20 protein-coding genes are annotated in these 21,975 nt (G+C 68.9%); 10 read left to right on the top strand and 10 right to left on the bottom strand.

Translation table 11 applies throughout. The features are described 5' to 3' along the window. Positions 1–15: 15 nt before the first annotated feature. Entirely contained in the window at positions 16–375 is a 360-nt protein-coding gene (locus tag VZL07_RS15520) for a helix-turn-helix transcriptional regulator (RefSeq protein WP_426756318.1), read from the bottom strand. 508 nt (positions 376–883) lie between these two features. Between VZL07_RS15520 and VZL07_RS15515 the strand changes: the two genes are divergently transcribed. From VZL07_RS15515 to VZL07_RS15500, 4 genes are read left to right on the top strand one after another with little or no spacing between them, the layout of a single operon-like run. Next, positions 884–2,491, top strand: coding sequence for a methyl-accepting chemotaxis protein (locus tag VZL07_RS15515; RefSeq protein ID WP_426756317.1), 1,608 nt, complete (start codon positions 884–886; stop codon positions 2,489–2,491). A gap of 32 nt (positions 2,492–2,523) precedes the next feature. After that, complete coding sequence (locus tag VZL07_RS15510) at positions 2,524–3,162, top strand: hypothetical protein (RefSeq protein ID WP_426756316.1); 639 nt, start codon at positions 2,524–2,526, stop codon at positions 3,160–3,162. After that, on the top strand, positions 3,159–3,572 hold the full coding sequence (locus VZL07_RS15505; protein WP_426756315.1) for a hypothetical protein: 414 nt from the start codon (positions 3,159–3,161) through the stop codon (positions 3,570–3,572). The genes VZL07_RS15510 and VZL07_RS15505 overlap by 4 nt, the downstream gene beginning before the upstream one ends. Continuing rightward, positions 3,569–4,036, top strand: coding sequence for a hypothetical protein (locus VZL07_RS15500; RefSeq protein WP_426756314.1), 468 nt, complete (start codon positions 3,569–3,571; stop codon positions 4,034–4,036). The genes VZL07_RS15505 and VZL07_RS15500 overlap by 4 nt, the downstream gene beginning before the upstream one ends. 80 nt (positions 4,037–4,116) lie before the next feature. Here the strand turns inward: VZL07_RS15500 and VZL07_RS15495 are convergent, their stop codons facing one another. Next, on the bottom strand, positions 4,117–5,634 hold the full coding sequence (locus VZL07_RS15495) for an acyl-CoA synthetase (protein ID WP_426756313.1): 1,518 nt from the start codon (positions 5,632–5,634) through the stop codon (positions 4,117–4,119). Between the two features lie 260 nt (positions 5,635–5,894). Here VZL07_RS15495 and VZL07_RS15490 point away from each other — a divergent pair, with 260 nt between their 5' ends. Together VZL07_RS15490 and VZL07_RS15485 are read left to right on the top strand one after the other, a co-directional pair. Then, entirely contained in the window at positions 5,895–7,178 is a 1,284-nt protein-coding gene (locus tag VZL07_RS15490) for a serine hydrolase (protein ID WP_426756312.1), read from the top strand. 108 nt (positions 7,179–7,286) lie between these two features. After that, positions 7,287–7,892 carry a hypothetical protein gene (locus tag VZL07_RS15485; protein WP_426756311.1) on the top strand — a complete coding sequence of 202 codons (606 nt, stop codon included), beginning with the start codon at positions 7,287–7,289 and terminating at the stop codon, positions 7,890–7,892. 9 nt (positions 7,893–7,901) lie between these two features. On the opposite strand, the gene VZL07_RS15480 is transcribed toward VZL07_RS15485, so the two are convergent. Further along, a complete protein-coding gene (locus tag VZL07_RS15480; protein ID WP_426756310.1) occupies positions 7,902–8,939 on the bottom strand; it encodes a synaptic vesicle VAT-1 family membrane protein in 1,038 nt (345 codons plus the stop codon). Between the two features lie 155 nt (positions 8,940–9,094). Here VZL07_RS15480 and VZL07_RS15475 point away from each other — a divergent pair, with 155 nt between their 5' ends. Then, entirely contained in the window at positions 9,095–10,093 is a 999-nt protein-coding gene (locus tag VZL07_RS15475; RefSeq protein WP_426756309.1) for a lipase family protein, read from the top strand. A gap of 61 nt (positions 10,094–10,154) precedes the next feature. Here VZL07_RS15475 and VZL07_RS15470 read toward each other — a convergent pair whose 3' ends face one another. From VZL07_RS15470 to VZL07_RS15445, 6 genes are all read right to left on the bottom strand, one after another. Continuing rightward, positions 10,155–11,345: an alpha/beta fold hydrolase gene (locus VZL07_RS15470; protein WP_426756308.1), complete on the bottom strand. Its 1,191-nt coding sequence runs from the start codon at positions 11,343–11,345 to the stop codon at positions 10,155–10,157. A 2-nt stretch (positions 11,346–11,347) separates the two neighbouring features. Then, positions 11,348–12,994: a hypothetical protein gene (locus tag VZL07_RS15465; protein ID WP_426756307.1), complete on the bottom strand. Its 1,647-nt coding sequence runs from the start codon at positions 12,992–12,994 to the stop codon at positions 11,348–11,350. A 221-nt stretch (positions 12,995–13,215) separates the two neighbouring features. Continuing rightward, positions 13,216–13,836 (bottom strand): hypothetical protein, encoded by a 621-nt coding sequence (locus VZL07_RS15460; protein ID WP_426756306.1) that lies wholly within the window; start codon positions 13,834–13,836, stop codon positions 13,216–13,218. A gap of 100 nt (positions 13,837–13,936) precedes the next feature. Further along, positions 13,937–15,496, bottom strand: a complete 1,560-nt coding sequence (locus VZL07_RS15455; RefSeq protein WP_426756305.1) for an acyl-CoA synthetase — start codon at positions 15,494–15,496, stop codon at positions 13,937–13,939. A gap of 26 nt (positions 15,497–15,522) precedes the next feature. Beyond that, on the bottom strand, positions 15,523–16,518 hold the full coding sequence (locus VZL07_RS15450) for a 3-oxoacyl-ACP synthase III family protein (RefSeq protein WP_426756304.1): 996 nt from the start codon (positions 16,516–16,518) through the stop codon (positions 15,523–15,525). Between the two features lie 9 nt (positions 16,519–16,527). Beyond that, positions 16,528–17,259 carry a TetR/AcrR family transcriptional regulator gene (locus tag VZL07_RS15445; protein WP_426756303.1) on the bottom strand — a complete coding sequence of 244 codons (732 nt, stop codon included), beginning with the start codon at positions 17,257–17,259 and terminating at the stop codon, positions 16,528–16,530. A gap of 382 nt (positions 17,260–17,641) precedes the next feature. Between VZL07_RS15445 and VZL07_RS15440 the strand changes: the two genes are divergently transcribed. Further along, positions 17,642–17,917: a hypothetical protein gene (locus tag VZL07_RS15440; protein ID WP_426756302.1), complete on the top strand. Its 276-nt coding sequence runs from the start codon at positions 17,642–17,644 to the stop codon at positions 17,915–17,917. Between the two features lie 22 nt (positions 17,918–17,939). Here the strand turns inward: VZL07_RS15440 and VZL07_RS15435 are convergent, their stop codons facing one another. Next, positions 17,940–18,161, bottom strand: coding sequence for a hypothetical protein (locus VZL07_RS15435; RefSeq protein WP_426756301.1), 222 nt, complete (start codon positions 18,159–18,161; stop codon positions 17,940–17,942). 445 nt (positions 18,162–18,606) lie between these two features. On the opposite strand from VZL07_RS15435, the gene VZL07_RS15430 reads away from it, so the two are divergent. Then, a complete protein-coding gene (locus VZL07_RS15430) occupies positions 18,607–19,197 on the top strand; it encodes a protein kinase domain-containing protein (RefSeq protein WP_426757294.1) in 591 nt (196 codons plus the stop codon). A gap of 240 nt (positions 19,198–19,437) precedes the next feature. Then, positions 19,438–21,882 carry a hypothetical protein gene (locus tag VZL07_RS15425; protein ID WP_426756300.1) on the top strand — a complete coding sequence of 815 codons (2,445 nt, stop codon included), beginning with the start codon at positions 19,438–19,440 and terminating at the stop codon, positions 21,880–21,882. Positions 21,883–21,975: the final 93 nt, after the last annotated feature.

Below are 21,975 nucleotides of genomic sequence, written 5' to 3'. Positions count from 1 at the left end.
GCGCGAGCGCGGAGCTCAGCGGCGGATCAACGCGTTGGCCACCAGGCCCAGCAGCTTCACCTTCGCGGGCTCCAAGGGGCGCACGGTGCGCAGCAGGCGCCGCACCTCGGGGCGCTCCTGCGGCGTGGCGGGCGGCTCACCGGGGCGCGGGGCGCCATTCGAGGAGAGCCCCAGCAGCTCGTCCGCGGACACGTGCAGCTCGTGGCACAGCTTCAGCAGCGTCTGCACGCTGGGCAGCATCCCGCCGCGCTCCAGACGCCCGTAGACCTCGGTGGCCACATCGATACGCTCGGCCACGTCCGCCTGGGTGAGCTCCAGACGGGTGCGAGCAACGCGCGCAGCAGCCCCGATGGTGGTTGCGAGTTTCTTGTCCATGCCTTACCAACCCGAAACGTTTGGCCGCTGGCATAGGACGCACGGGGGCAGACAGACAGAACTTGCCGGGTCAGTCTCCAATTGTTCACCCATAGGGTTGCTGTGCACGAGGTGGACTCGCGAGGTCCATATGCCGTGCCTGACCCACGCGTTTTCTCGACGGAGAACGGCGGCGCGAGGACGCGGGCGGGCCCTCCGGAGGTACGGAGGCTCCTGGGTCGCCGAAGGACTTGATACGTTGGGCGGCAAATTTCCTACGGTTCCGTCGAGTCCTGCACGCTGTCCCGCCCTCTAGGGTTGGTTCATGTTTTCAGCGTGCGCGTAAGGGCTCGCCCATGTGCCATATCTATCTGGAAATACTGGGCTTGGTGAGGCAGGGGAGACCTCACCGGGTGTGCGCAAACTGGGCGGAACTGAGACCGGGGGTATTTCCAGACTCAGGTGGACGAGCGGCGCGGCGGGCTGGGGGCTACGCTGCGGGCCGATGTCAGTCGGCCGGAATCTGCTGTTGAAGCTGTGCGTGGCCATGGGCGTGGTGGCGCTGCCATTGCTCCTGGTCATCCTGGGGTTCGTGCTGCCGCAGCTGCGGGAGCAGTTACGCGAGGACCGCGTCCTGGCGCTGAGGCAGGCGGTGGAGACGGCCTACGGCGTGCTCCAGGCCTACGAGGCCCGCGAGCGGGCCGGCACGCTGACGCGGCAGGAAGCCCAGGCCCAGGCCTCGGCGCTGCTGGAGCAGCTGCGCTACTCGGAGGTGGAGTACTTCTGGGTCAACGACCTGGACACGCGGCTCGTCATGCACCCGCACCTGCCGGACATGCTGGGCAAGGACCTGAAGGGCTACCGCGACGTGCGTGGCAAGCCGGTGTTCGTGGACATCGTCACGCTGGCGCGGGCGCAGGGCGAGGGCGCGGTGTCCTACGAGGCCACGCGGCCGGGCTCGCCGGAGGCCATCCCGAAGGAGAGCTACGTGAAGCTCTTCGCGCCCTGGGGCTGGGTGCTGGGCACGGGCGTGTACGTGGAGGACGTGGAGCGCGAGGTGGCGGCGGTGCGCCAGCGCATCCTCGTGGCGGTGGGCGGCGCGCTGCTGCTGGCGCTGGCGGCGGGCATGTACCTGTCGCGGCGGGTGGTGCGGCCGGTGCGGGAGCTGGCGCGGGCGGCGCGCCGCGTGGCGCGTGGCGACCTGGACACGCGGGTGGAGGTGCGCACCTCGGACGAGGTGGGCGAGCTGTCAGCGGCCTTCAACACCATGGTGGCGGGGCTGGGGGAGGTGGTGCGGGCGCTGGTGGACGCGGCGGGGGCCACGGCGGCGGACGCCGAGCGCATCCGCACGTCCGCGGACGCGCTGTCCGTCACCACGCGGGAGCAGTCGGACTCACTGCAGCGCGCGGCGGAGACGGTGCAGGGCATGAGCGCGCGGGTGTCCCAGGGCGCGGAGGCGGCGCGCACGGCGGCGAAGGCGGCGGTGGACACCGGCGCGGTGGCGCGCGAGGGCGGCGCGGCGGTGGGGCAGGCGCTGCGGAAGATGGAGGAGATGGTGGGGGTGGTGGAGCGCTCGGCGGAGACGGTGGAGCGCTTGCAGGCCTCCGGCCGGGTGACGGCGGAGATGCTGCGGCTCATCCAGCAGGTGGCGGAGGAGACGCAGCTGCTCGCGGTGAACACCGCCATCGAGGCGGCGCGAGCGGGCCAGCACGGCAAGGGCTTCGCGGTGGTGGCGGGCGAGGTGCGCAAGCTGGCGAACCGGACGCGGGACGCGGCGGGGCAGGTGCAGGCGATGCTGAGCCGGAGCGAGGCGGACACGCGCGCGGCGGCGGAGCTGATGCGCCAGGGCACCGCGGCGGTGCACGAGGGCCTGGGCCTGTCCTCCGTGGCGGGCAACGCGCTGTCACGGCTGCTGGCGGGCGTGAATGAGATTGGCGGGAAGGTGGAGCGGATGGCGGACGAGAACACGCGCCAGTCCGAGTCCGGCGAGCACATCGCCGGGCGCATCCAGGCGCTGTCGGTGCGCTCGACGGAGTCGGTGGCCGGCGTGCAGCAGATTGCCCGCGCCGTGGAGAACCTGCACGCACGGGCCTCCAAGCTGAAGGAGCTGGCCTCGCGCTTCACCGCGCGGGCGTGAGGGGCCGGCTGGCCGCTGGTATCCTGCCGGGAATGCCCCGCGGACGATGCCTGCTCCTCGCCAGCACTTGTCTCGTCGCGTGTTCGAGTGCGCCCTGGGCGCCTCGCGAAGCCGAGCACTTCGGTTACGCGAGCCCGTCCAACCAGCGGGTCTGGGTCCGCGGGCCATGGAATGCCGTCTCGCCGTCCGAAGACATCGACCAGGTCATTGACCAGCTCTGCCCGGCCATCATGAAGCTACCGGGGGCCACGGACCGGGACTATGGCCAGGAATACTGCGGGGCGCTCTACACCCTGGGCGACGGGGTCTACCATGCGAGCTTCCCCTCGCCCCTGGGCGCCAGGCGCCCCGTCGGTCCCAGCAAGAGGAAGACCTGCTATGCCCCGCTGAGCGTCCGAGACACACGCGGCAGGGCATCGGTCATCGCCGACTACCACAGCCACCCCTGGTCCCCCTCGCCAATGTCCGAAGAAGACCGGAGGGCGGCCACCCAGCGATACTTCATCCGCATCCAGTTCGATGCCCGGTGCATCATCCACAAGCTCATTCCCTACGCGAACGAGCCCAGGCCAGGTGAGCTGTACGTCCGGGAGAACAAGCGCTGGCGGCTCGTCGGACATATCCTCCCCGACGACAAGGCCACCGGCCGAATCACCACGGTGACGGAATGAAGCCCAAGGTGCTCGCGATCAGCGTCCTGCTTTCCGGTTGTGCCGTCCGGCCCGCAGCGCTCCCCCGCGTCCCTCCAGCAGAGGCCGCGTGGTTCAAGTTCCCGGAGACCCTGCCAGTCGATGGCAGGCGCGAAGTGCCCGCGGTGACGGTCGCCGCCATCCAGCTCGCCATGGACGACTTCCTGCCAAGACACCTCCGATTGCCGGACGGCGCCTCCGACGTCGAGGTCTGCCTGAACCAGCGGCAGTCCTATGACGTGAGAACCTCGCCCCACTCCGAGGGCATCATGCTCATCCGCTTCTCGGTCAGCCCTGGCGCCTGCATGCAGCAGGGTGCCGTCCTGGACATGGGCGCTACCTACGCAGTGGATACCCGAGCCTGGCGCATCCTGGCGGTGCAGCAGCCATGACGCGCGTCCGACCGCTGTCGCTTCTGGCGCTCGGCGCCATGGCACTTGGTTGTGCCATCACGCCAGCTCCGCTTCCCCGTGCGCCGGCAGAAGAGGCGTCGCGCTTCACCTTCCCGACGGAGCTCCCGGCCGAAGGACTGCTTCACCTCGATGGCAACACGGCAGCTGCCATCCAGCTCGCGCTGGAGGACTTCCGTCCTCGAGGCCTCCCCATCCCCGCGGACACGCGGCCAGACGAAACCTGCCTCTACGAGCAACGGTCCTACGACGTGACTTTCGCCCCCGGGCCGGAAGGCGTGGTCCTGGTCCAGTTCACCCAGAACGACGCGGTATGTCCCCCCTCTCCCGAGCTCTCGGTGGAGGCCCGCTCCGGAAAGCCGCTGCTGGACGTCACGACGTACGCCGTGGACATTCGCACCATGCGAATCCTGTCGGTCGGAGTGCACGTCCGTCCGCGGTCCTGACACCGCCGTGCGTGGCGCTCGAGCATGCCGGCAGGCCCCGGCACCGGCAGCGCCTCGACGAGGTACAACGTGTGGGCAACTCAGGGCGCGCCGTGCGTGGCGCTCAAGGCGCGCCGGTCGACCTTGCCCGCCGAGGTCCTCGGCAATGCATCAACGAAGCGCACCGACTTCGGCGTCTTGTAGCGGGCAAGCCGGCCGTCACAGAAAGCCAGCAGCGCCTCGGTAGTCGGCGCCGTGCCCGGCCGGGCCACGACAAGCGCACGCGGCGTCTCGCCCCACTTCGGGTCCGCGACCCCAATCACAGCCACCTCCGCCACATCGGGATGCCCCGCGAGGACGCTCTCCACTTCCGACGGATAGATGTTCTCCCCGCCCGAGATGATGAGGTCCTTGCTCCGCCCCACGATGCGGAAGCACCCGTCCGCGTCCCGCACGGCCAGGTCCCCCGTGTGCAACCACCCGCCCGCGAAGGCGCGCGCGGTGTCCTCGGGCCTGCGCCAGTACCCCGCGCACAGATGGGGACCACGCAGCAGCAGCTCTCCCACGTCCCCCGGCTGCCTCTCCCCATCGATGCGTGCCTCGACGTGGAACAGCGGCACGCCCACGGCGCCCGGCTTGCGGCGCACGTCTTCCGGCGGCAGCCAGAAGTTGTTGGGCCCCGCCTCCGTGAGGCCATAGCCCGTCTTGAAGTCCACGCCCCGAGCGAAGAAACGCTCGAAGACGGGGTCCGGACAGGGCGCGCCACCGCTGATGACCAGCTTGAGGCGTGACAGGTCCACGGCATCGAAGCGCGGGTGGCGCTGCATCTCGATGAACATGGTGGGCACGCCGAAGAAGAGACTCACCACGCCCCGCTGCACGAGGTCGAACACGCCCTCCACACTGAAGCCCCGGCACACCACCGATGCACCGCCGACGTAGGCCAGCGGCGCGGTGAAGACGCTGAGTCCTCCGGCATGGAACAACGGCGCATTGAGGATTGCCACGTCATCGGCGGTCAGTCCCCACCCCACCACCGTGTTCACCGCGTTGGCGGTGATGGAGCGATGCGTGAGCACAGCGGCCTTCGGCAGACCGGTGCTTCCACCCGTGTAGCAGAGCACCCATGGGGCATCCTCCTCCAGCTCCAGCGGAGGAAGGGACACGTCCGTCTGCGTCTCGCGCTCGGAGAAGGCCCGCTCACCCGGCCCTGGAGCCGCGAGGCTGAGCCAGTGGCGCACGAAGGACGCACCCGGCCGCACAGCCTCCACCTGGGCACGGAACTCCGGCCCGAACACGAACACCGAGGGCTCGGCATCCGCGAGCAGCCCACCCAGCTCCGCGGCACTCAGCCGCCAGTTGAGCGGCTGAAGGACGGCGCCCAGCTTCGCGCACGCGAAGAAGAGGTCGAGGAACTCGACGCAGTTGTAGGCGAGCACGGCGACACGGTCCCCTCGCCCCACGCCCAGTCCCTGGTGGAGGAAGGCGGCAGTACGCGAAGCCGCATCGTTCCATTCACGAAAGGAGATGCGTCGCTCGCCATGGTCGGCGTCAATGAGGGCGGTACGCTCAGGGGCCAGCGCGGCACGCCGGGCCAGCCAGTCATGGACGATAGGCATGGTATCCACGCTAGCTGAACCCGGCGGCATCGCGCCCGGCTCATGAGAGGGAGGCGGGCAGGCAACCCACCTCGCCGTCACCTCCCCACCCAATCGGAGGGCCACACGACATGCAGCCCCCATCCCACCCATGGCTGCTCGTCGCAATGAGCCTCCTGTTGTGCGCGGAAGCAGGCGCCGCCTCCACAAGGATGCCGCGCGCCGAACGCACACGCCGCGCGAAAACCTCCGCTTCCCTGGAGCAGTCACTCCTCGCGGCCGTGCGGGACGCTGGCTTCGACCAGGTGCTCGACTTCAAGCGCGGCGGTGCACGTATCGCCCACACCCCCTATGTCGACGTTGCCGTCATCGAGCTGGACGCCCGGAGCCGCCCCACGGCCGCCGCCAACGTGCTGCTGTCTCGCGACCACCCAGCTGGCGCCATCGTCCCCATCGACGTCGAAACGCTGGGCACCACGGCAGTGCGTTACTCGGCGTGGAATCTGGACCGTTGGGACAGCGGCGCCCAGGACCCCACCCTCACAGAGGCCCTGGTCCCCGGACGAGACCAAGCGCCGCTCCACTTCATGGCGCCCTACCCCGCCTCGCTCTTCAAGCTGCTCATCGCCTTTCGCGTCCTCCAGTGGGTGGACCGGGGCCACCTCACGTTGGACCAGCCCTGGCGCTTCCTCCGGGACACCGAGGACAAGGGCACGCGCCCGATACGTGACTGGCTGGAGCCGATGGTGACCGAATCGGACAACACCGCCACCGAGGCACTGGTGAAGCTGCTCCACGAGCAAGGCGCGATGGCGGGCCTCAACGCGGAGCTGGCCGCGCTGGGCCTGGACACGCTGCAAATCCATGGCACGTCCCCGGTGACGGGCCGAAGCTGGAACCCCGGCCAGATTCACATGACGGCGTTGGATACCGCGCGGCTGTTGCTGCTCATCGAAGGAGGCCCCGGCGTCCTCTGGCGCACCGCCTCGGGGCAAGAGGTAACGGCGAAGGAGCTCTCTGGCGCGTCCAGGGCCCACCTCCAATCCCTGCTCACCGACCAGGCCCTCCACGAAGCGCTGTCATCCACGCTCCTCTGCGGAGATGCCCGCGCGGAGCCAGGCATCCCCGCGGCAGTCCCAACGCGATGGGTGAACTCCGAGGACGGCACCGTGACGGCGGCGGAGACTTCCTTCGGCCGGGACACGCGCCCTTGCAACGCGGCGGCGGAAGTCACGTTCCTCCACAAGACGGGGCTGACGGAGAACTACGGCAGCGACGGAGGCATCGTCCGCTCCCTGCCGGGCAAACCCTGGCGCCGATACATCGTCGTGCTCCTGTCCAACCTGGGTTATCGCTACTACGACGCGACGGTGGCCGGCGCGGCCGACTTCGGGAAGGGCGAAGACGGCTTCCCTTACGTCAGCACGGCCATCAGCTACACGCAGCGCATCCCAGCCCTGGGCCGCCGCATCGACGCGATGATGAGGAAGCGGCAACGCACACGCCCCCAGGCCGCTCCCACGAAGGGTGCCGTTCGCCAACAGGTACCTCGGCCCGCTCGCTAGAACGGGGCTTTCGGCCAGGCCATCGCGCATTTGATAGCCTGTTCCGGAACAGACGCCCGCACGGCCTGACAGTGCGTCATCCTCGGCACCCAGGAAGTCGTCACGAACATGCTCGCGCACCACGACACCCAGCTCGTTGCATTGAGCCCCGCGCCGTCGACCCTCGCCGAGGGCGCCACTCCACCGTGGCCGCCGCCACCGCTGCGCGTTCAGCCAAAGCCACCAGCGCATTATCAAGGGACCACGAACGCCATCATCATCGGCACCGGCCTCCCGCTACTGGGCGCCATCGCCCTCCACGAAGACGAGCGCGCCGTGGCCATGGTGGGCTTCATCGGAGGCCTGTTGGCGTGGATTTTCGCCGCGCTCCTGTTCAGCCAGGAGAGCAAGACCCGCAAGCGCGACGAGGCAGCGCGCATCGAACACGTGAGCCGCGCCATCCTGACGTGGGCGCGCATCACGGATTCGGCCATCGTGGAGCAGGTGCCGGACAGCAAAGGCCGCATCACCCACTACCTGCTCGACCTCCACGTCACCCCGTGGCACCTGTCCCACCCATCGCCGCGAAAGGTCCCCCTCCGGTTGAAAGTCCCAGTCGCACACGGCCCCCATGTGGTGCCAGGCGCGTACCTCGGCGTGCTCTCCGACCCGGAGGCGGCATGGGTCGTCCCGCAGAGCCTCCTCACCCTGCAGGGCGCGCAGCTCCCTCTCTGAAGCGCGCCCTCACGGCACCAGCACGAGCTTCCCCACCGTACCGCCGGACTCCAGCGCGCGGTGCGCGTCCGCCACCGCGTCCAACGGATACGCCTTCACCGGTGGCGGCACCAGCATCCCCTCCTCCAGCCAGCCCAGCAGCCGCGCCATGGACTCCTCCAGCACGGCGCGCTGCTCGAACAGGTACGACAGGTTGAACGCCAGCACGCTGGTGTTGGCGTTGGTGAGCGAGAGCGGATCGAACCGCGGCGTCCGCAACCAGTCCCACGCGAGCTTCGCGTAGTTCGGCCGACCGCCCGTGCGCGGCAGCATGGAGTGGAACCCGTAGATGACCAGCTTCCCCGGCGACGCCAGGTGTTTGTAACTGTCCCGCAGCGTGGCCGGCCCGTTCGCGTCCAGCACCACGTCGTATCCACGGGGCGCAGCCTTCCTGGCCGCGGCCCACAGGTCCTCCCGGCTCTTGTCGATGACGACCTCCGCGCCCTGCGCGCGGGCCGTCTCCACCTTGTGCGTCCCACCCACCACACCCACCATCCGGCACCCGGCGATACGGCCCAACTGGAGCAACGCTCCACCCACGCCGCCCGCCGCCGAGTGCACCAGCACGTGGGCGCCCGGCCGCGGATGCGCCAGCTCGAACAGCGCGTAGTACGCGGTGAGGAACACCGTGGGGAACCCCGCGGCCTGCTCCATGCTCAACCGCGAGGGCAGCGCGAACACCTGGTGGCGGGGCACTGTCACGTGGGTGGCGTAACCCCCGAAGCGCGTCACGCCGAACACCCGCGCTCCGGGGGCCAGGTCTTCCACGCCGGGTCCCACGGCCTCCACGTGGCCCGCGAACTCGAAGCCCGGGGTGATGGGCCACCCCACGTACTCCTTCGCGGAGGCGTACAGCCCCATGCGGATGACGCAGTCCGCATAGTTCACGCCGATGGCCTCGGTGGCCACGCGGACCTCCCCGATTCCAGGTGAAACCTGATTCACCTCTTCAAGGTGGAGCTGCTCGTACCCACCGGCTTTCCGGATGACGACCTTGCGTGCGCGCATGGCCCGTTGCTTACCACGCGACGCATCGCGACAACGTCCGGGCACATGCAGTCGAGGGAAGACGCTCGCGTGAGATGTCTCTAGACTGTGTATCGCGCTCGAGGACACGTCTCGTTCCGGGTGCGTCTTCCAAAAACAAACGAAGGAGTATGCCCATGCGACTGAGGCCTTCGCTGTATCTCGCGAGCACGCTGCTGCTTGGCATCACCACTGGCTGTGGCGAGGACTTCGCGCCGCACGAGGAGGAGCTCGGCGCGGTGGAAGCCGCGGCGGTCTCCACGTCGGGAGTCACCTCGCACTTCCGCAACTGGCTGTCGGCCAACGGCTATGGGAGCTACGACTTCGTTCGCGCGGACCTGTCGGGCGGCAGCTATGGCGGCAAGGCGAGCAGCACCGACACCGTGACGAAGCAGCCCGTCATCTTCATCCACGGCAACTCGGACAAGGCGGTGGGCTCCATCTTCGGCCAGACGGGCTGGACGAGCTCCATCGAGTACTTCCACTCGCGGGGCTACAAGACGAGCGAGCTGTACGCGACGACGTGGGGCCCGGCGAACGCGCTCCAGTCCCCGAACCAGTACCACTCGAAGCAGAACGTGATGAAGGTGCGCAAGTTCATCGAGGCGGTGAAGGCGTACACCGGCGCCTCGAAGGTGGACATCATCGCCCACTCCATGGGCGTGACGCTGGCGCGCAAGGCCATCATGGGTGGCACGGCCCATGACGCGGCGGATGGCGGCACGTACAACGTGGGCGCGCCGCTCACGTCCTCGGTGGACACCTTCGTGGGCATCGCGGGCGCCAACCTCGGCCTGACGTCCTGCTACATGTCCGGCCCGACGACGCCCACCTGCGGCGCCACCAACGGCCTGTACCCGGGCTACGTCTCCTGGCTCGGCGTCACCGGCCGCTCGTCGTACCTCAATGACCTGCTCTCCCAGAGCGGCTACGAGGGCGCCTACCGCTACAGCATCTACTCCACGGCGGACGAAATCATCGGCTACGACGGCATCGTCTACGGTGAGTACACGTCGCGCATCCCGGGGCAGACGGGCGAGAAGCGCTACACCGGCTACCCCTACGGCCACTTCAACACCAAGGACCTGACGGCGGAGGTCCAGTACGGCATGGTGGTCAACCACACCATCCCGTAACCGTCCGTCCCCGGCGCCTCCACCCTTCGAGAGGGTGGAGGTGAACCGGTTCGCCTCGCCGCTACGGCTGGGGCAGCACGCCCGGCGTCGGCTCGCCTTCCTGCCCCGGCGTGGGCGGAGGCAGGGGCTCCGGCGTCTGGGGCTCGGACGACGGCGTGGAGGGCGACTCCGGCTTCGGCGCCTCCTCCTTCGCGGGAGCGGACGGCACCGGGAGGTTCCCCGCCACCGCGTCACGCACGAACGCGAAGGCCACCTCGTTGAAGCGCTCCGGGCAGTCGAGCTGCACGGTGTGGCCGCAGCCCTCCATGGCCACCAGCTTCGCGCCCGGGATGTGGGACGCGCCGTACTCCATGATGCCGCGCGTCTCCCCGCCGTGGAGGAAGGGGCTGGGGATGAGCCGGTCATCCGTGCCGTAGATGATGACGGTGGGCACGGTGACGCGGTTCAGGTTGTCGCGCACGAAGTCGTTGTTGGACAGGCCGCGCACCGTGCGCACGTTGGCGTAGGCGTAGGCGTCGAACTCGGGCGACTTCGCCAGGCGCACGCGCTCCTCAATCAGCCACTCCAGCTCCGGCCGCCAGTGCATGAAGTTGGCCTGGCGCACGCTGCCCCAGATGCTGGATTCGGGCGCGGACTTGATGAACTCCGTGCTCATCGACTTCGCGAACCACGCCTTCTCCTTCCAGCTGAACTTCTCGAAGCCGGCGGGCGACGCGAGCACCAGCGCGCTCAGCGAATCCGGGTAGCGGATGGCGTAGGAGAGCGACGTCTGCCCGCCCATGGAGTGGCCGGCGAGGACGGGCTTGTCCAGCGCCAGCGTGTCCACCAGCTCCAGCACCGCGTCCGCCATGGCCTCCATGGTGTACGGGAAGGTGCCGGGCTTGTCGGACTTGCCGTAGCCGGGCAGGTCCACCGCGATGACGCGGTAGCCCTGCTGCTGGAAGGCGTCGAGCTGCGCCCGCCAGAACTTCAGGTACGAGCCCAGGCCGTGGATGAAGACGACCGTCTTGGCGTCCGGCCCGCTGCCGGGCATGTCGACGTAGGCCATCTCGGGCACCACGGCCATGCCGTACTGATTCGCGGTGCGCGGCAACGGCATCCGCTTCACGGGCCAGGGCTGCTTCGTGCCCTCGGAGGTGTAGTCCAGGTCCTGGAAGGACAGCGCGGGCTGGTGCGCGTACGAGCGCACGCAGCCGGCGGAGGAGAGCCCCGCCGCGAGGAGCAGGGCGGTGAATGCGCGGGAGGTGCTCATGGTCAGAACGCGTACCAGGTGAAGGTGGTGAAGACGGAGTAGGGGTTGGTCCGGATGGTGGGCGAGCCGTCGTAGAAGCTGCCCCGGAACAGGTAGCCCGCGTGCAGCCCGAGCGTCATGAGGTAGCGGAGGTGGTAGCGCACTTCCGCGTTGACCTCGGTGCCGATGTACCGGCCGCGCGCGACCTCGGGCGTCCAGCGCACGGGCGTCGCGTCCGAGGTGGCCGTGCCCACGCCCAGCTTGAGGTTGAGCTTGTTGGGCACCACGTCCCACGCCGCGGTGGCGATGGCGGCGCGCATGCCGTAGCCCTGGTTGGAGATGTCCGTCACCGCGCCCGTGTAGTTGTTCACCGTGCTGGTGAACGGGAACAGGATGAGCATCTTGTGGTTGAACCACACCGCGCCCGGCAGGCCGTACTGGTTGAGGGTGAAGGCACCGGTGTAACGGCTGTCGGAGAGGTCGTCGTCACCGGTGGTGTACATGCCCTCGAGCGTGAGCATGTCCGCGGGCCCGCGGCCCCACTGGTACATCAGCTCCAGGTTGGCGGAGAGGCCGGAGATGGTGAGCTCGTCCAGGGCGGAGCGCTCCGGGTCGTCGCTCACGTACTTGCCGCCGTTGTACATGACGAAGCCGGAGGCGCCGAACCGGCCCGTGCGGAAGTCGATGTTGTGGTTGAAGTTGGCGCCCGCCCAGAAGACGTTGCCCGTGGGCCGCGCGATGTCGAAGCGCGCCGTACCGGTGAAGGTGTTGAGGCCCGTGGACGACGGGCCGCTCTTCACCAGGCCCTCGAAGGCGTAGGCGTCACCCTTCGTCTGGTCGTTGAGGAGCCACAGCGACAGGCCCACGTTGGTGTTGGGTCGCACCGGGTACACGTAGTCACCGGTGATGAGCCAGATGTACTTCAGGCGCGGGTCGTTGCGGGTGCCCTTGTCCGCCTGCGCGGAGCCCAGCGGCATCAGGCTCAGCTTGGCCAGGCCCTTGTAGCCGCTGAAGAGCGAGATGCCCGTGGCGTCGCTACCCAGGAAGCTCATCTTGTAGCCGGTGCGGGTGATTTCAGCGAGCGGCGTGCGCGTGGGGTCGTAGACGTTGTCGTAGACGGGCTGCGTGCCCACCAGCAGCGTCAGCTGACGCGGGTTGCGCGTGGGGTACAGCGCGACGTTGACGTTCTTCGTCTGGATGTTGACCTGGTCGGCGTTGAAGCCGCCGCCCTCGTTCTGCTGGAGCGCGTTGGCCGACCGGCCCCACATGTAGTCGATTTCGAACTGGGCCCGGAAGGAGGCCAGCCCGTCCACGAAGTGGGGGCTGTACTCCATGACGGGAATCCACCGCTGCTCGATGAAGTACGCGGACAGGCCGGGCTCGGCGCGCACCGCGCTTCCCGCGGGCAGGCCGATGGGGCCCAGCGACACGCCGCGGAGGCCCGCCGGGTCACCCACCTGGTTCTGCACCGAGACGCGCGTGAAGAAGTAGTTGATGAGGCTGAACTCGCGCGGCTTCGCGTCCTCGTCGCGGTTCTCCTCGTCGTTCCATTCACCGTAATACAAGCCGGGAACCGGCGTGCTCTGCGCCGCCGCCGGGAGCGACAGCCCCGCCAGCGCCAACGCCAGCGCTCCCGCGGAGCGCCGTGCCGTCCTGCGTGCCTTGGACAACCACCACCGTGCCATAAACACCTCGGCCCCTCGCCAGGGGGGCGCTCCCAGCCTTCCGGCCGGGCTGCGAACGTCTGCGAGCTCGTTGCTTCCATGGCCCGCGGACTGCCCGCCTCGCGAGGCCGTTTTCCACTCCTTCGCCCGCGCCACACGGCCATTGCCGGGCACGGGTCCCACGCGGAAGGGAGGAGGAGCACGCCTCCCTTCCACAGGGACTCAGGCTACTGGCTGATGGTGTAGCGCTGCACCGCGTTGCCGTCGAACGGCTGGCTCTGGTCCCCGATGACCTGGTTCACCGTGTCCGAGCCGACCGCGCCCGCCGCGCAGTTGGCACCCGTGGCGCCGCCCTCGAAGAAGAGCTCCAGGTCCAGCGTCTGCCGGTCCGCGGAGAACCGGCCGCGGCCCACCTGACGGAAGCCCGGGAAGGTGAACGCGACGTCGAAGCACTCGCCCTGGCCCTGCACGTTCTCGATGCTCACGACGGTGGAGGTGAAGCTCAGCGCGTTCTGAGGGACCTCGGGGTTGCAGGTACCGACCTGCCCTGCGTTCGGCGCGCCCTCGATGGTGCCCGGGATGCTGTCCACCCGGAAGTTGCCGCCCTGCACCGTCATGGTGACGCTCTGATAACACTGCGAGCTGGCACCGAAGTTGATGTCTTCACTGAAGCCGTTCGGATGGCTGGGAATGTCTTCCCCCTCCATCGTCAGCGTCTTTCCCTCCAGGAACGCCAGGATGCCCTGCGACGTGCTCAGGTTGGGGGTGTTGTCCACCGGGTCGCTCTCGCCACAACCCACCAGGCACAGCGCGGACGTCATCACCGCGGACAGCAGCTTCGTCTTCATGGTTGCTCCTCTTCCTCCGGCGGCATCGCCGGGCTGACGCGACAGTCGACAGGCTGCGAGCCACCGTTGGCGTGGCCCGTCCTTCAAGGTGCGCACTCTCTCAATGACGCGGCTTGTCCCGTTCGGCGGCGACCGCCGCCTCACGCAGCTCGCGCTTGAGAATCTTTCCGGCCGCGGAGATGGGCAGGCGCTCCATCAACTCCACGCGCTTGGGCACCTTGAAGCGCGCCACGCGGCCCCGCAGGTGCTCCAACAACGCCTCCGCCGAAACCTTCCCACCGGGCTTCAGCACCACGAAGGCCCGGCCAACCTCGCCCCACTTCTCGTCGGGCACGCCCACCACGGCGCATTGCGCCACCTCGGGGTGCTCGTAGAGCGCGGCCTCCAGCTCCAGCGGGTAGATGTTCTCGCCGCCGGAGATGAACATGTCCTTCTTGCGTCCGGCGATGGTGAAGAAGCCGTCCGCGTCCTTGCGCGCGAGGTCCCCCGTGTGCAGCCAGCCCTCCGCGTCGATGGCCTCGCGCGTCGCCTCCTCGTCCTCGAAGTAGCCGGAGCACATGGACGGCCCCTTGAGGAGGAGCTCGCCCACCTCGCCCGTGGGCACCTCGCGGCCGTCGTCGTCCACCAGCTTCGCGGCGATGAAGTAGTTGGGCCGGCCGATGGAGCCCGCCTTCGACACCGCGTACTCCGGCCCCATGCTGAAGAGGCCAGGGCCGAACTCCGTCATCCCGAAGCCCTGCTTGAAGGGCACCGGGTGCACCGCCTGCCAGGCCTGGATGAGCGGCACCGGCAGCGCCGCGCCGCCGCTGGTCATGAAGCGCACGGTGGAGAAGTCCGTCGTCTTGAAGCGCGGCGACTCCAGGAGCTGCTGGTACTGCGTGGGCACCGCGAAGAAGAGCGTCACTTTCTCCCGCGGGATGAGCTCCAGCAGCGCCTCCGGCTCCCAGCGCCGCATGAGCACCACGGTGCCGCCCACGGTGAGCAGCGGCAGCGTGTACACGAGCAGGCCGCCCGTGTGGAACATGGGCGTGTGCGTCACCGTGACGTCGCCGGGGCGCACCTCGTGGATGAGCGTGTTGAGCGTGTTCCACGCCACCATGCGGTAGCTGACGCGCGCCCCCTTCGAGCGGCCGGTGGTGCCGCCGGTGAAGATGAGGCAGAGGATGTCCTCCTCGGACACCGCGTCCTGCGTCACGGGCGCGGCGGGCACGTGGGCCAGCGCCGTCTCGTAGGCGTCCGCGCCGGGCAGCCCCTGGGGCTCCAGGGCCACCAGCCGCGGGCCGCCACCCAGGCGCTCGCGCACGTCCGCCACGGTGTCCCGGAACTCGTCGCCGAAGAGCAGCACGCTGGGGCGAATGGCACGAACCAGGTCCGCCAGCTCGGCGGCGTGCAGCCGCCAGTTGTAGGGGACGAAGATGGCGCCAATCTTCGCGCAGGCGAACAGCGCGTCCAGGTACTCCACGCCGTTGTGGGCCACCAGGCCCACCCGGTCCCCCTTCTTCACGCCGGCCACGTCCCGCAGCCAGCCGCCCAGGGCGTTGGCGCGCGCGTTCATCGCGCGGTAGGTGAAGCGGCCCGCGTCACCGCGGGACGCGTCCACCACCGCGACGCTATCGGGCCAGTACAGGGCGCCACGGCCCATCCAGTCACCGATGAACATGTGAGCGCCCTCCGTCATGGCGTGGCTCAGGCCGTCCAGCGGTAGAGGGCGGAGGCCATGGCGAGACCGCCGCCGCTGGCGCACAGGGCGACGAGGTCGCCGCGCTGAACCTTGCCCTGCACCACCGCGTCATCCAGCGTCATCGGGATGCAGGCCGAGCCGGTGTAGCCCCACTTGTCCATGGTGTAGTGGGCCTTCTCCATCGGCTGGCCCAGGATCTTCATGGTGGCTTCGATGGTGCGCAGGTTGAGCTGCGTGAAGACGAACTGCTTCACGTCGTCCAGCTTCAGGTTCTGCCGCTTGAGGAGCTGCTCCAGCAGCATGGGCCAGCGCTCGGTGTTGAACGTCGCCGGGAACTTGCGGACGAACTGCACCGCGGGCTTGCCGTTGGTGAGCGCCAGCGACTCCGCCGTGGCCGGGCGGTTCGTGCCGCCGGTGTAGACGCCGAGCGCGTCGTGGTACTCGCCGTTGGCCAGCAGCCTGGCGCCCATGAAGCCGGGCTTGTCGCCCGCGCCCAGCACCACCGCGCCCGCGCCGTCCGCGAACAGGGTGGCGGTCTTCTTGTCCTTCCAGTTGATGTAGCGCGACATGCCGTAGGCGCCCACGACGAGGATGCGCTGGTAGCTGTCATCCGCGGCGATGGTCTTCGAGCCCACGTCCAGCGCCGTCACCCAGCCCGCGCACGCGCAGTTGAGGTCGTAGGTACCGGCATTCACGGCGCCCAGCTTCGCCTGCACCACGGAGGCGGTGGCGGGGCTGAGGTAGTCGGGCGTGTCGGTGGCGATGATGATGAGGTCCAGCTCCTCCGGCTTCGTGCCCGCGCGCTCCAGCGCCTGGCGGGCGGCGCCCACGCACAGGTCCGAGGTGGCCTGGTCGTCCGCCATCATGTGGCGCTCGCGGATGCCCACATTCTGCTGGAGCCACTCGTCCACCTTCTCACCGAGGATCTTCTCGACGTCGGCGTTGGTGAGGACCTTCTCGGGAACGTAGCGGCCAGTGGAGAGAATCTGGGCGTATCGCATGGGTGTTCGTCAGCTCCGGGCGCCGCGCGCCGGACGGCGGGCGGGACGCAGGGTGTTCTTCTTCGGGGTCTTCGATTTGGGCTTCGACTTCGAAGCGGCGGTGGACTTCACGGTGTTGCGGGCCGGTGCCCCACGGGTGTCCAGGCCGTGGGAGATGAGCGTCATCGCGGTGTCGAGCACGCGCTCCAGGCCGGGGTCCTCTTCCCAGAGCACCCAGCGCATGCCGAGGAAGTCACTGATGCCCATGAGGCAGTAGGCGAGCGCCTCCGGGTCCATGCGGCGCACCTCGCCCGACTCCATGGCGCGGGTGAGGCCACTCACGTAGCCCCGGGCGAAGCGGTCGTAGTAGCGGCGGTAGCAGGCCTCGTCGACGAACTCCGCCTGCCGCACCACGCGGTAGAGGTTGGGGTGCTGCCGCACGAACTGGAAGAAGGTGCGCAGGCCCTGGCGCTCCACGTCGATGCGGCTCTTGCAGTCGGCGACGGACTCGGCGATGAGCCGGCGCAGGCGCGTGCCCAGCTCGTCCACCACCTCCACGAAGATGGATTGCTTGTCGGGGAAGTAGACGTAGAACGTCCCGAGCGCCACGCCTCCCTTGCGCGTGATGTCCGCGATGGAGGCGCGCTCGTAACCCTTCTCACCGAAGACCGACTCCGCGGCCTTCAACAGCTTCGCACGCGTCCGCTGGCCTCGCGGCGTGACGGGTCCGGAGCGGTCTGGAGAAGCTGAAGCCCGATTCATGTTTCACCTAGCGGTAGCACCCGGCTGACAGGGTTGTCAAAGCGCGGTCGATGGCTCTGCGCGTCAAAGAGAGTGAACGACGCAGGGCGTCAGCGCGCGTGTCGCGCCAACGACAGAAGAGCCTACCGTGATTGCAGCGTTCGCGCGCTTTATGGCCTCGGGGCGGCCCGCGCGCCCCACGCCGCGGGTGCGGCGCGGGAACGACGTGCCGCATCATCCTCGGCGCGTGCGGCCGCTGGTAACGAGGAGTGTTGCGCGCGGGGGAAACGTGCATGGCGCCTCGCGAGGCGGGGGCCTCCACACCTGGCGCTCCGGACGCCGTCCCGATACTCGCCCTCACGAAGCGCTGCACCCAGGACGACGTGGCGCGCGCGACGGCTTCGTGCCCCCCGGGCTCCAGCCCATCCTGCGCCGGATGCTCGCGAAGGCCCCCGAGGAACGGTACGCCACGGCCGAGGCGCTCTGTCGTGAGCTGCGCGCCCAACTCCATACCCTGTCGCCCGGGTACGGGCGCGCCGAGGCGGCCCAGGACATGGCGCGCGTCATCATCGATGCCAGCGGCATGCGCGGGCTCGGGGCCCCCCTTGAAGGCGGTATCCATCCCCCCGGGCTCGACGCGCACGAGCTGATGCCGGACATGGACGAGGACGCCGGGTGAGGCGGCCATGGCCCGGTGGCGCTCAGCGCAGGAGGACCTTCGCCATGAGGATGAGTACCTGGCGCTGCTCCTCGTCCAGCTTTCGCGCGAGCCCCGGCAGGAGGTGCACGGAGGGCGGCGCCTCCTCACGCCTCGTGCCCCGGCCCCTCCCCTTCACGGGCGGCTCGGCGGCCCCGAGCATGACCTCCGGGGAGACCTTCAGCGTCTCGCAAAGCCGGACCAGGGTGGGAACGCTGGGGAGCATCCGCCCCCGCTCCAGCCGGTTGTAGACGATGGGGGGAGAGCCCCATGCGCCCCGCCACCTCGACCTGGGTCAGGCCCAGCCGCTCCCGGGCGGCGCGAGCGGCACTTCCGATGGCTGCGGCCAGCTTCTCGTTCATGGGAGGGGCGGACATCGCGGAGCCCGCGAGGCTCCGGTGTCATGCCATCCAGCCGCGGTCCCAGCATGCCCCGTGGCACCAGCCGCTGGGCCGCCTCGCGGGCGGTGACCCCGTGTTGAGCTTGCAGCGCTCCGGCACTTCCATGCACCCACGCGCCAGAGTCCAGTCAGCGGAGCCCGCGCCCGGCGACGACGTGGGCGGTTACCTCTTGATGGGGCTGGCCGGACAGGGCGGCTTCGGCAAGGTGTATCTCGCAGAGCGTGGCGGGCAACGCGATGCACTGAAGCTGCTTCCCCTGACAGGGGCGGGCTGGGCGCCCGGGGCGAGCGCGAGCTGCTCATGCTGGCGAAGGTGCGGCACCCGAACGTCGTGCGGCTGCTGGGCCACTGGCAGTGGCCGGACCGGGCACCCCGCTTCCTCGTCATCATCATGGAGTACGTGGGCGGCCAGCGGCTGGACGTCTGGGCGGACCTGGAGAACCCGTCCGCGCACGCGGTGCTGCTCCGGGTGCGCGGCGTGGCACGAGCGCTGCGGGCGCTCCATCAGCACCGGGCGCTTCACCGGGACGTGAAGGAAGCCAATGTCCTCGTGCGCGCGGAGGATGGCGAGGCCGTGCTGGTGGACCTGGGCGTGGGGAGCCACGAGGGCGTGTCGCGAATCACCGGCGGCTCGCTGCCTCCGGCCCCGTGGCGTCCCGCGCCCGCTCCTCTCGTACCCCACCTGCACCAGCCGCGCTCCTGGATTGGGCGCCTCCGCGGAGCCCTCCTTCTTTCGCCACGTCGCCCCACACAGCCATGCCCCCAGCGTCGGCTCGGAAATCCCCAACCGTGCCGCCGCCTTCACCCGCGACGCTCCGCGCTTCAACGCCTCCGTCGCGTAGCGCACCGCGAATCTCCGTAGCGCCTCGGGGTAGCGCACCGAGCTGCGCACCTGCCCTTCCTGCAGCCTCGCCACCTCTTGCCGGAACCGCTCCAGCTCCGCGCCCATCTCCAACTCTTCGGGTGAGGGGGCAGGACGTCTCACGACTCGGTTGTGCTGGTCACGACGGCGACGGCGAGCACTTACGAAGAAGCGGCGTCTGGAACGGGGCACACCATGCATCGCAATTGCACCCCACTCCGTGCGCCGTAGTATGCAGTCATGCGCGAGCTCATCGTTCTCCTCATGGCGGCCTGCCTTGGGTGCAGCAGTGGCAGCACAAAACCAGCTCCGAGTGACGCCGGCGTCGATCCCCAAGTCACTCCTCCACAAGTCAATCCGCCAGACGAGTCCGAAGCCCGCCCGAATTTCCCCGGACTCGACGTTGGCTTCGGCGACGACGGTCTCTTTCGCCTCGGTTATGACGGCGCCCTGGCGGCGCTGTATCGGATCGCGCGACAACCCGATGGCAAGCTCGTCGGGGTCGGATTCAGCCGGGAGGGCGTGTTGGTGGTCCGCATCCTCCCGAGTGGCGCGATGGACCTCGGCTTCGGGCGCAATGGCGTGGTTCAGATCCCTACCGGTCAGCGGAACGGAAGCAACAATGGCTATGGCTGTGCCATCCAACCAGACGGCAAGATCCTGGTCGCCTCGCCATTCCTGAGGACAAACGGCGGTCAGGGGCTTCAGCCCAGGGCTGTTGGACTGGTGGCGCGCCTGGAGGCGGACGGAAGGCTGGATGCCTCCTTCGGGGACGGGGGACTGGTCGTCCACGAGGACTTCCAGACGGCCAGCGCCTTGGCCCTCCTCGGCGACGGGAAGATCGTGGTGGGGGGCCTCTCAACGATTCACCGCCTCCTCGCCGATGGCAGCGCGGATCCCAGCTTCGGGACCGCGGGCCGCACCGCGCTGCCTCGCCCCATGCGCATTGTCGACATGGCCATCACCTCCGCTGGCGCGATCCTGGCGGCGGGTGATGCCTACGTGGTTCGGGTGACTGCTTCGGGCGCACTCGACACGAGCTTTGGAGAAGAGGGTTACGTCCGAGGATTGGGCACCAGCTCCAGTGGCAGGCTCTCCAGCATTCTCCTTGATGCCGGCGGAGGGTTCGTGGTCGGGGGCGCTGTGGGCGGGACGGGCCCTGAGAAGCTGTGGATCGAGCGCTTTCACGCTGACGGCTCGCCAGATGATGGCTTCGCGGGTGGGGCCATTGGCGTCAGCGGGGCGGCGATGGGCCTTGGCAGAGACGCGAGCGGCAACATCATCGCCAGCGGGTTCGTGCAGCTCGACGAGAACATCTTTGGACGCAGCGCGCGGTTCGACGCCGATGGAAACCTGGATCCCAGCTTCGGCAACGCGGGCGTCGGAGCCCATAGCTACAACAGTGCTTTGAGCAACGTCGTGGTCGAGCCCGACGGTTCGTTCACCGCGGCTGGAGTTGGAGTGGGCGGCCAACAAGGCGTGTTGCCGTCGTGGAGCAAGACCAGCGCGGACGGAACCCGCATGGCCGAGGGAATCACGCCAGGCGGCGGCTCCTTCGACAGCGCCCTCGCCGTGACGACCACCGCGGACGGAGGAATCCTCATCGCAGGCATCACCAATGGGACGCACGGCGCCGCCATTGTGCGCCTGGACGAGAATGGCGCCCAGGACGTCGGCTTTGGTTACCGTGGCAGCATGACGTACTTCCCCAATTTTAGCCGGGTGCGCTCCATCGCCGAAGGTCCGGGTGGGTCGGTGCTCGTGAGCGGAACGTCCGATGACCGCGCTTTCCCCTCGGGCTTCGTCGTCGAGCGCCGTGTCGCTGAGTCCGGCGAGCTGGATCCCAGCTTTGGCCAGCAAGGCATCGCCGGCGGACCTGTGGTTGGGGACCTGCCGGCCACGAGCCACGGGATGACGACTGCGCCGGACGGAACCATCTACGTTTTTGGGCAGACGTTGGTGAGAGAAGGCGAGTCGGTCACCGAGTTTGGTGTCATCGCTCTCGATGGTGAAGGCAACCGGCTCCCCAGCTTCGGCGACGGAGGTGCCGCAACCACGGCGTTCGGGGAGCCGGGGAGCGGCGCGACCCATGCGGCGGTCCAGCCCGACGGGAAGCTCGTCGTGCTTGGGGTGAGGCGCGCAACGCCGGTGCTGGTGCGATTCAATACCGACGGCACCCTCGACACCGACTTCGGGGCGATCGAAGTCAGCAATGTCCCCGAGATGAAACCCATGGCCGTGGCGGTGCAGGACGACGGCGCGGTCCTCGCGGTCGCGGCGACCGCCACGGGTGCCGTGGACATCGTGCGCGTGGGACCGAGCGGAGCGCTCGACACGAGCTTTGGCACGGGCGGCGTCGTGTCCGAGACCTTCGGCGGCAATGACTACGCTCTCCAGCAAACGCCGATGGGGCTGACCCTGTTGCCAGATGGCAAGATCAGCCTGGCGCTGGCCAGCGCCGCGGCCCCTGGGTTGGTCGAGCACGGGTTGCTCATGCGCTACCTTTCCGACGGCCGCCGCGATCCTGGATTTGGAACGAACGGTCGCCAAGACGTCATCATCGGCTCCGGCAGCACCGCGCTGCATGCGACCACCCTGGACGCCAGCGGTCGCCTCGTCCTCGTCGGACGGACCTGGACGACGGACGGGGGCTCCGAGTTCATGGCCATTCGCGTGAGCTTGTAGCCGCGCTGGACGAAGCCCTATCGCCCCCATGGGTGCTGGGCCGGGGAGCAGTGCAACGACGACGTTGCCCTTCTTGTGGCCGGCCTCCACGTA

This window comes from Pseudomyxococcus flavus (assembly GCF_050038885.1).
GTDB classification, from domain to species: Bacteria; Myxococcota; Myxococcia; order Myxococcales; family Myxococcaceae; genus Myxococcus; species Myxococcus flavus.
This window is presented reverse-complemented; position numbering and strand designations above follow the sequence as displayed.

Excerpts from the sequence above, each read along its gene's own strand:
- VZL07_RS15520 (WP_426756318.1), bottom strand. The coding sequence starts at position 375 with ATGGACAAGAAACTCGCAACCACCATCGGGGCTGCTGCGCGCGTTGCT.
- VZL07_RS15510 (WP_426756316.1), top strand. The coding sequence starts at position 2,524 with ATGCCCCGCGGACGATGCCTGCTCCTCGCCAGCACTTGTCTCGTCGCG.
- VZL07_RS15505 (WP_426756315.1), top strand. The coding sequence starts at position 3,159 with ATGAAGCCCAAGGTGCTCGCGATCAGCGTCCTGCTTTCCGGTTGTGCC.
- VZL07_RS15500 (WP_426756314.1), top strand. The coding sequence starts at position 3,569 with ATGACGCGCGTCCGACCGCTGTCGCTTCTGGCGCTCGGCGCCATGGCA.
- VZL07_RS15495 (WP_426756313.1), bottom strand. The coding sequence starts at position 5,634 with ATGCCTATCGTCCATGACTGGCTGGCCCGGCGTGCCGCGCTGGCCCCT.
- VZL07_RS15485 (WP_426756311.1), top strand. The coding sequence starts at position 7,287 with ATGCTCGCGCACCACGACACCCAGCTCGTTGCATTGAGCCCCGCGCCG.
- VZL07_RS15480 (WP_426756310.1), bottom strand. The coding sequence starts at position 8,939 with ATGCGCGCACGCAAGGTCGTCATCCGGAAAGCCGGTGGGTACGAGCAG.
- VZL07_RS15475 (WP_426756309.1), top strand. The coding sequence starts at position 9,095 with ATGCGACTGAGGCCTTCGCTGTATCTCGCGAGCACGCTGCTGCTTGGC.
- VZL07_RS15470 (WP_426756308.1), bottom strand. The coding sequence starts at position 11,345 with ATGAGCACCTCCCGCGCATTCACCGCCCTGCTCCTCGCGGCGGGGCTC.
- VZL07_RS15460 (WP_426756306.1), bottom strand. The coding sequence starts at position 13,836 with ATGAAGACGAAGCTGCTGTCCGCGGTGATGACGTCCGCGCTGTGCCTG.
- VZL07_RS15455 (WP_426756305.1), bottom strand. The coding sequence starts at position 15,496 with ATGTTCATCGGTGACTGGATGGGCCGTGGCGCCCTGTACTGGCCCGAT.
- VZL07_RS15450 (WP_426756304.1), bottom strand. The coding sequence starts at position 16,518 with ATGCGATACGCCCAGATTCTCTCCACTGGCCGCTACGTTCCCGAGAAG.
- VZL07_RS15445 (WP_426756303.1), bottom strand. The coding sequence starts at position 17,259 with ATGAATCGGGCTTCAGCTTCTCCAGACCGCTCCGGACCCGTCACGCCG.
- VZL07_RS15435 (WP_426756301.1), bottom strand. The coding sequence starts at position 18,161 with ATGCTCCCCAGCGTTCCCACCCTGGTCCGGCTTTGCGAGACGCTGAAG.
- VZL07_RS15425 (WP_426756300.1), top strand. The coding sequence starts at position 19,438 with ATGCGCGAGCTCATCGTTCTCCTCATGGCGGCCTGCCTTGGGTGCAGC.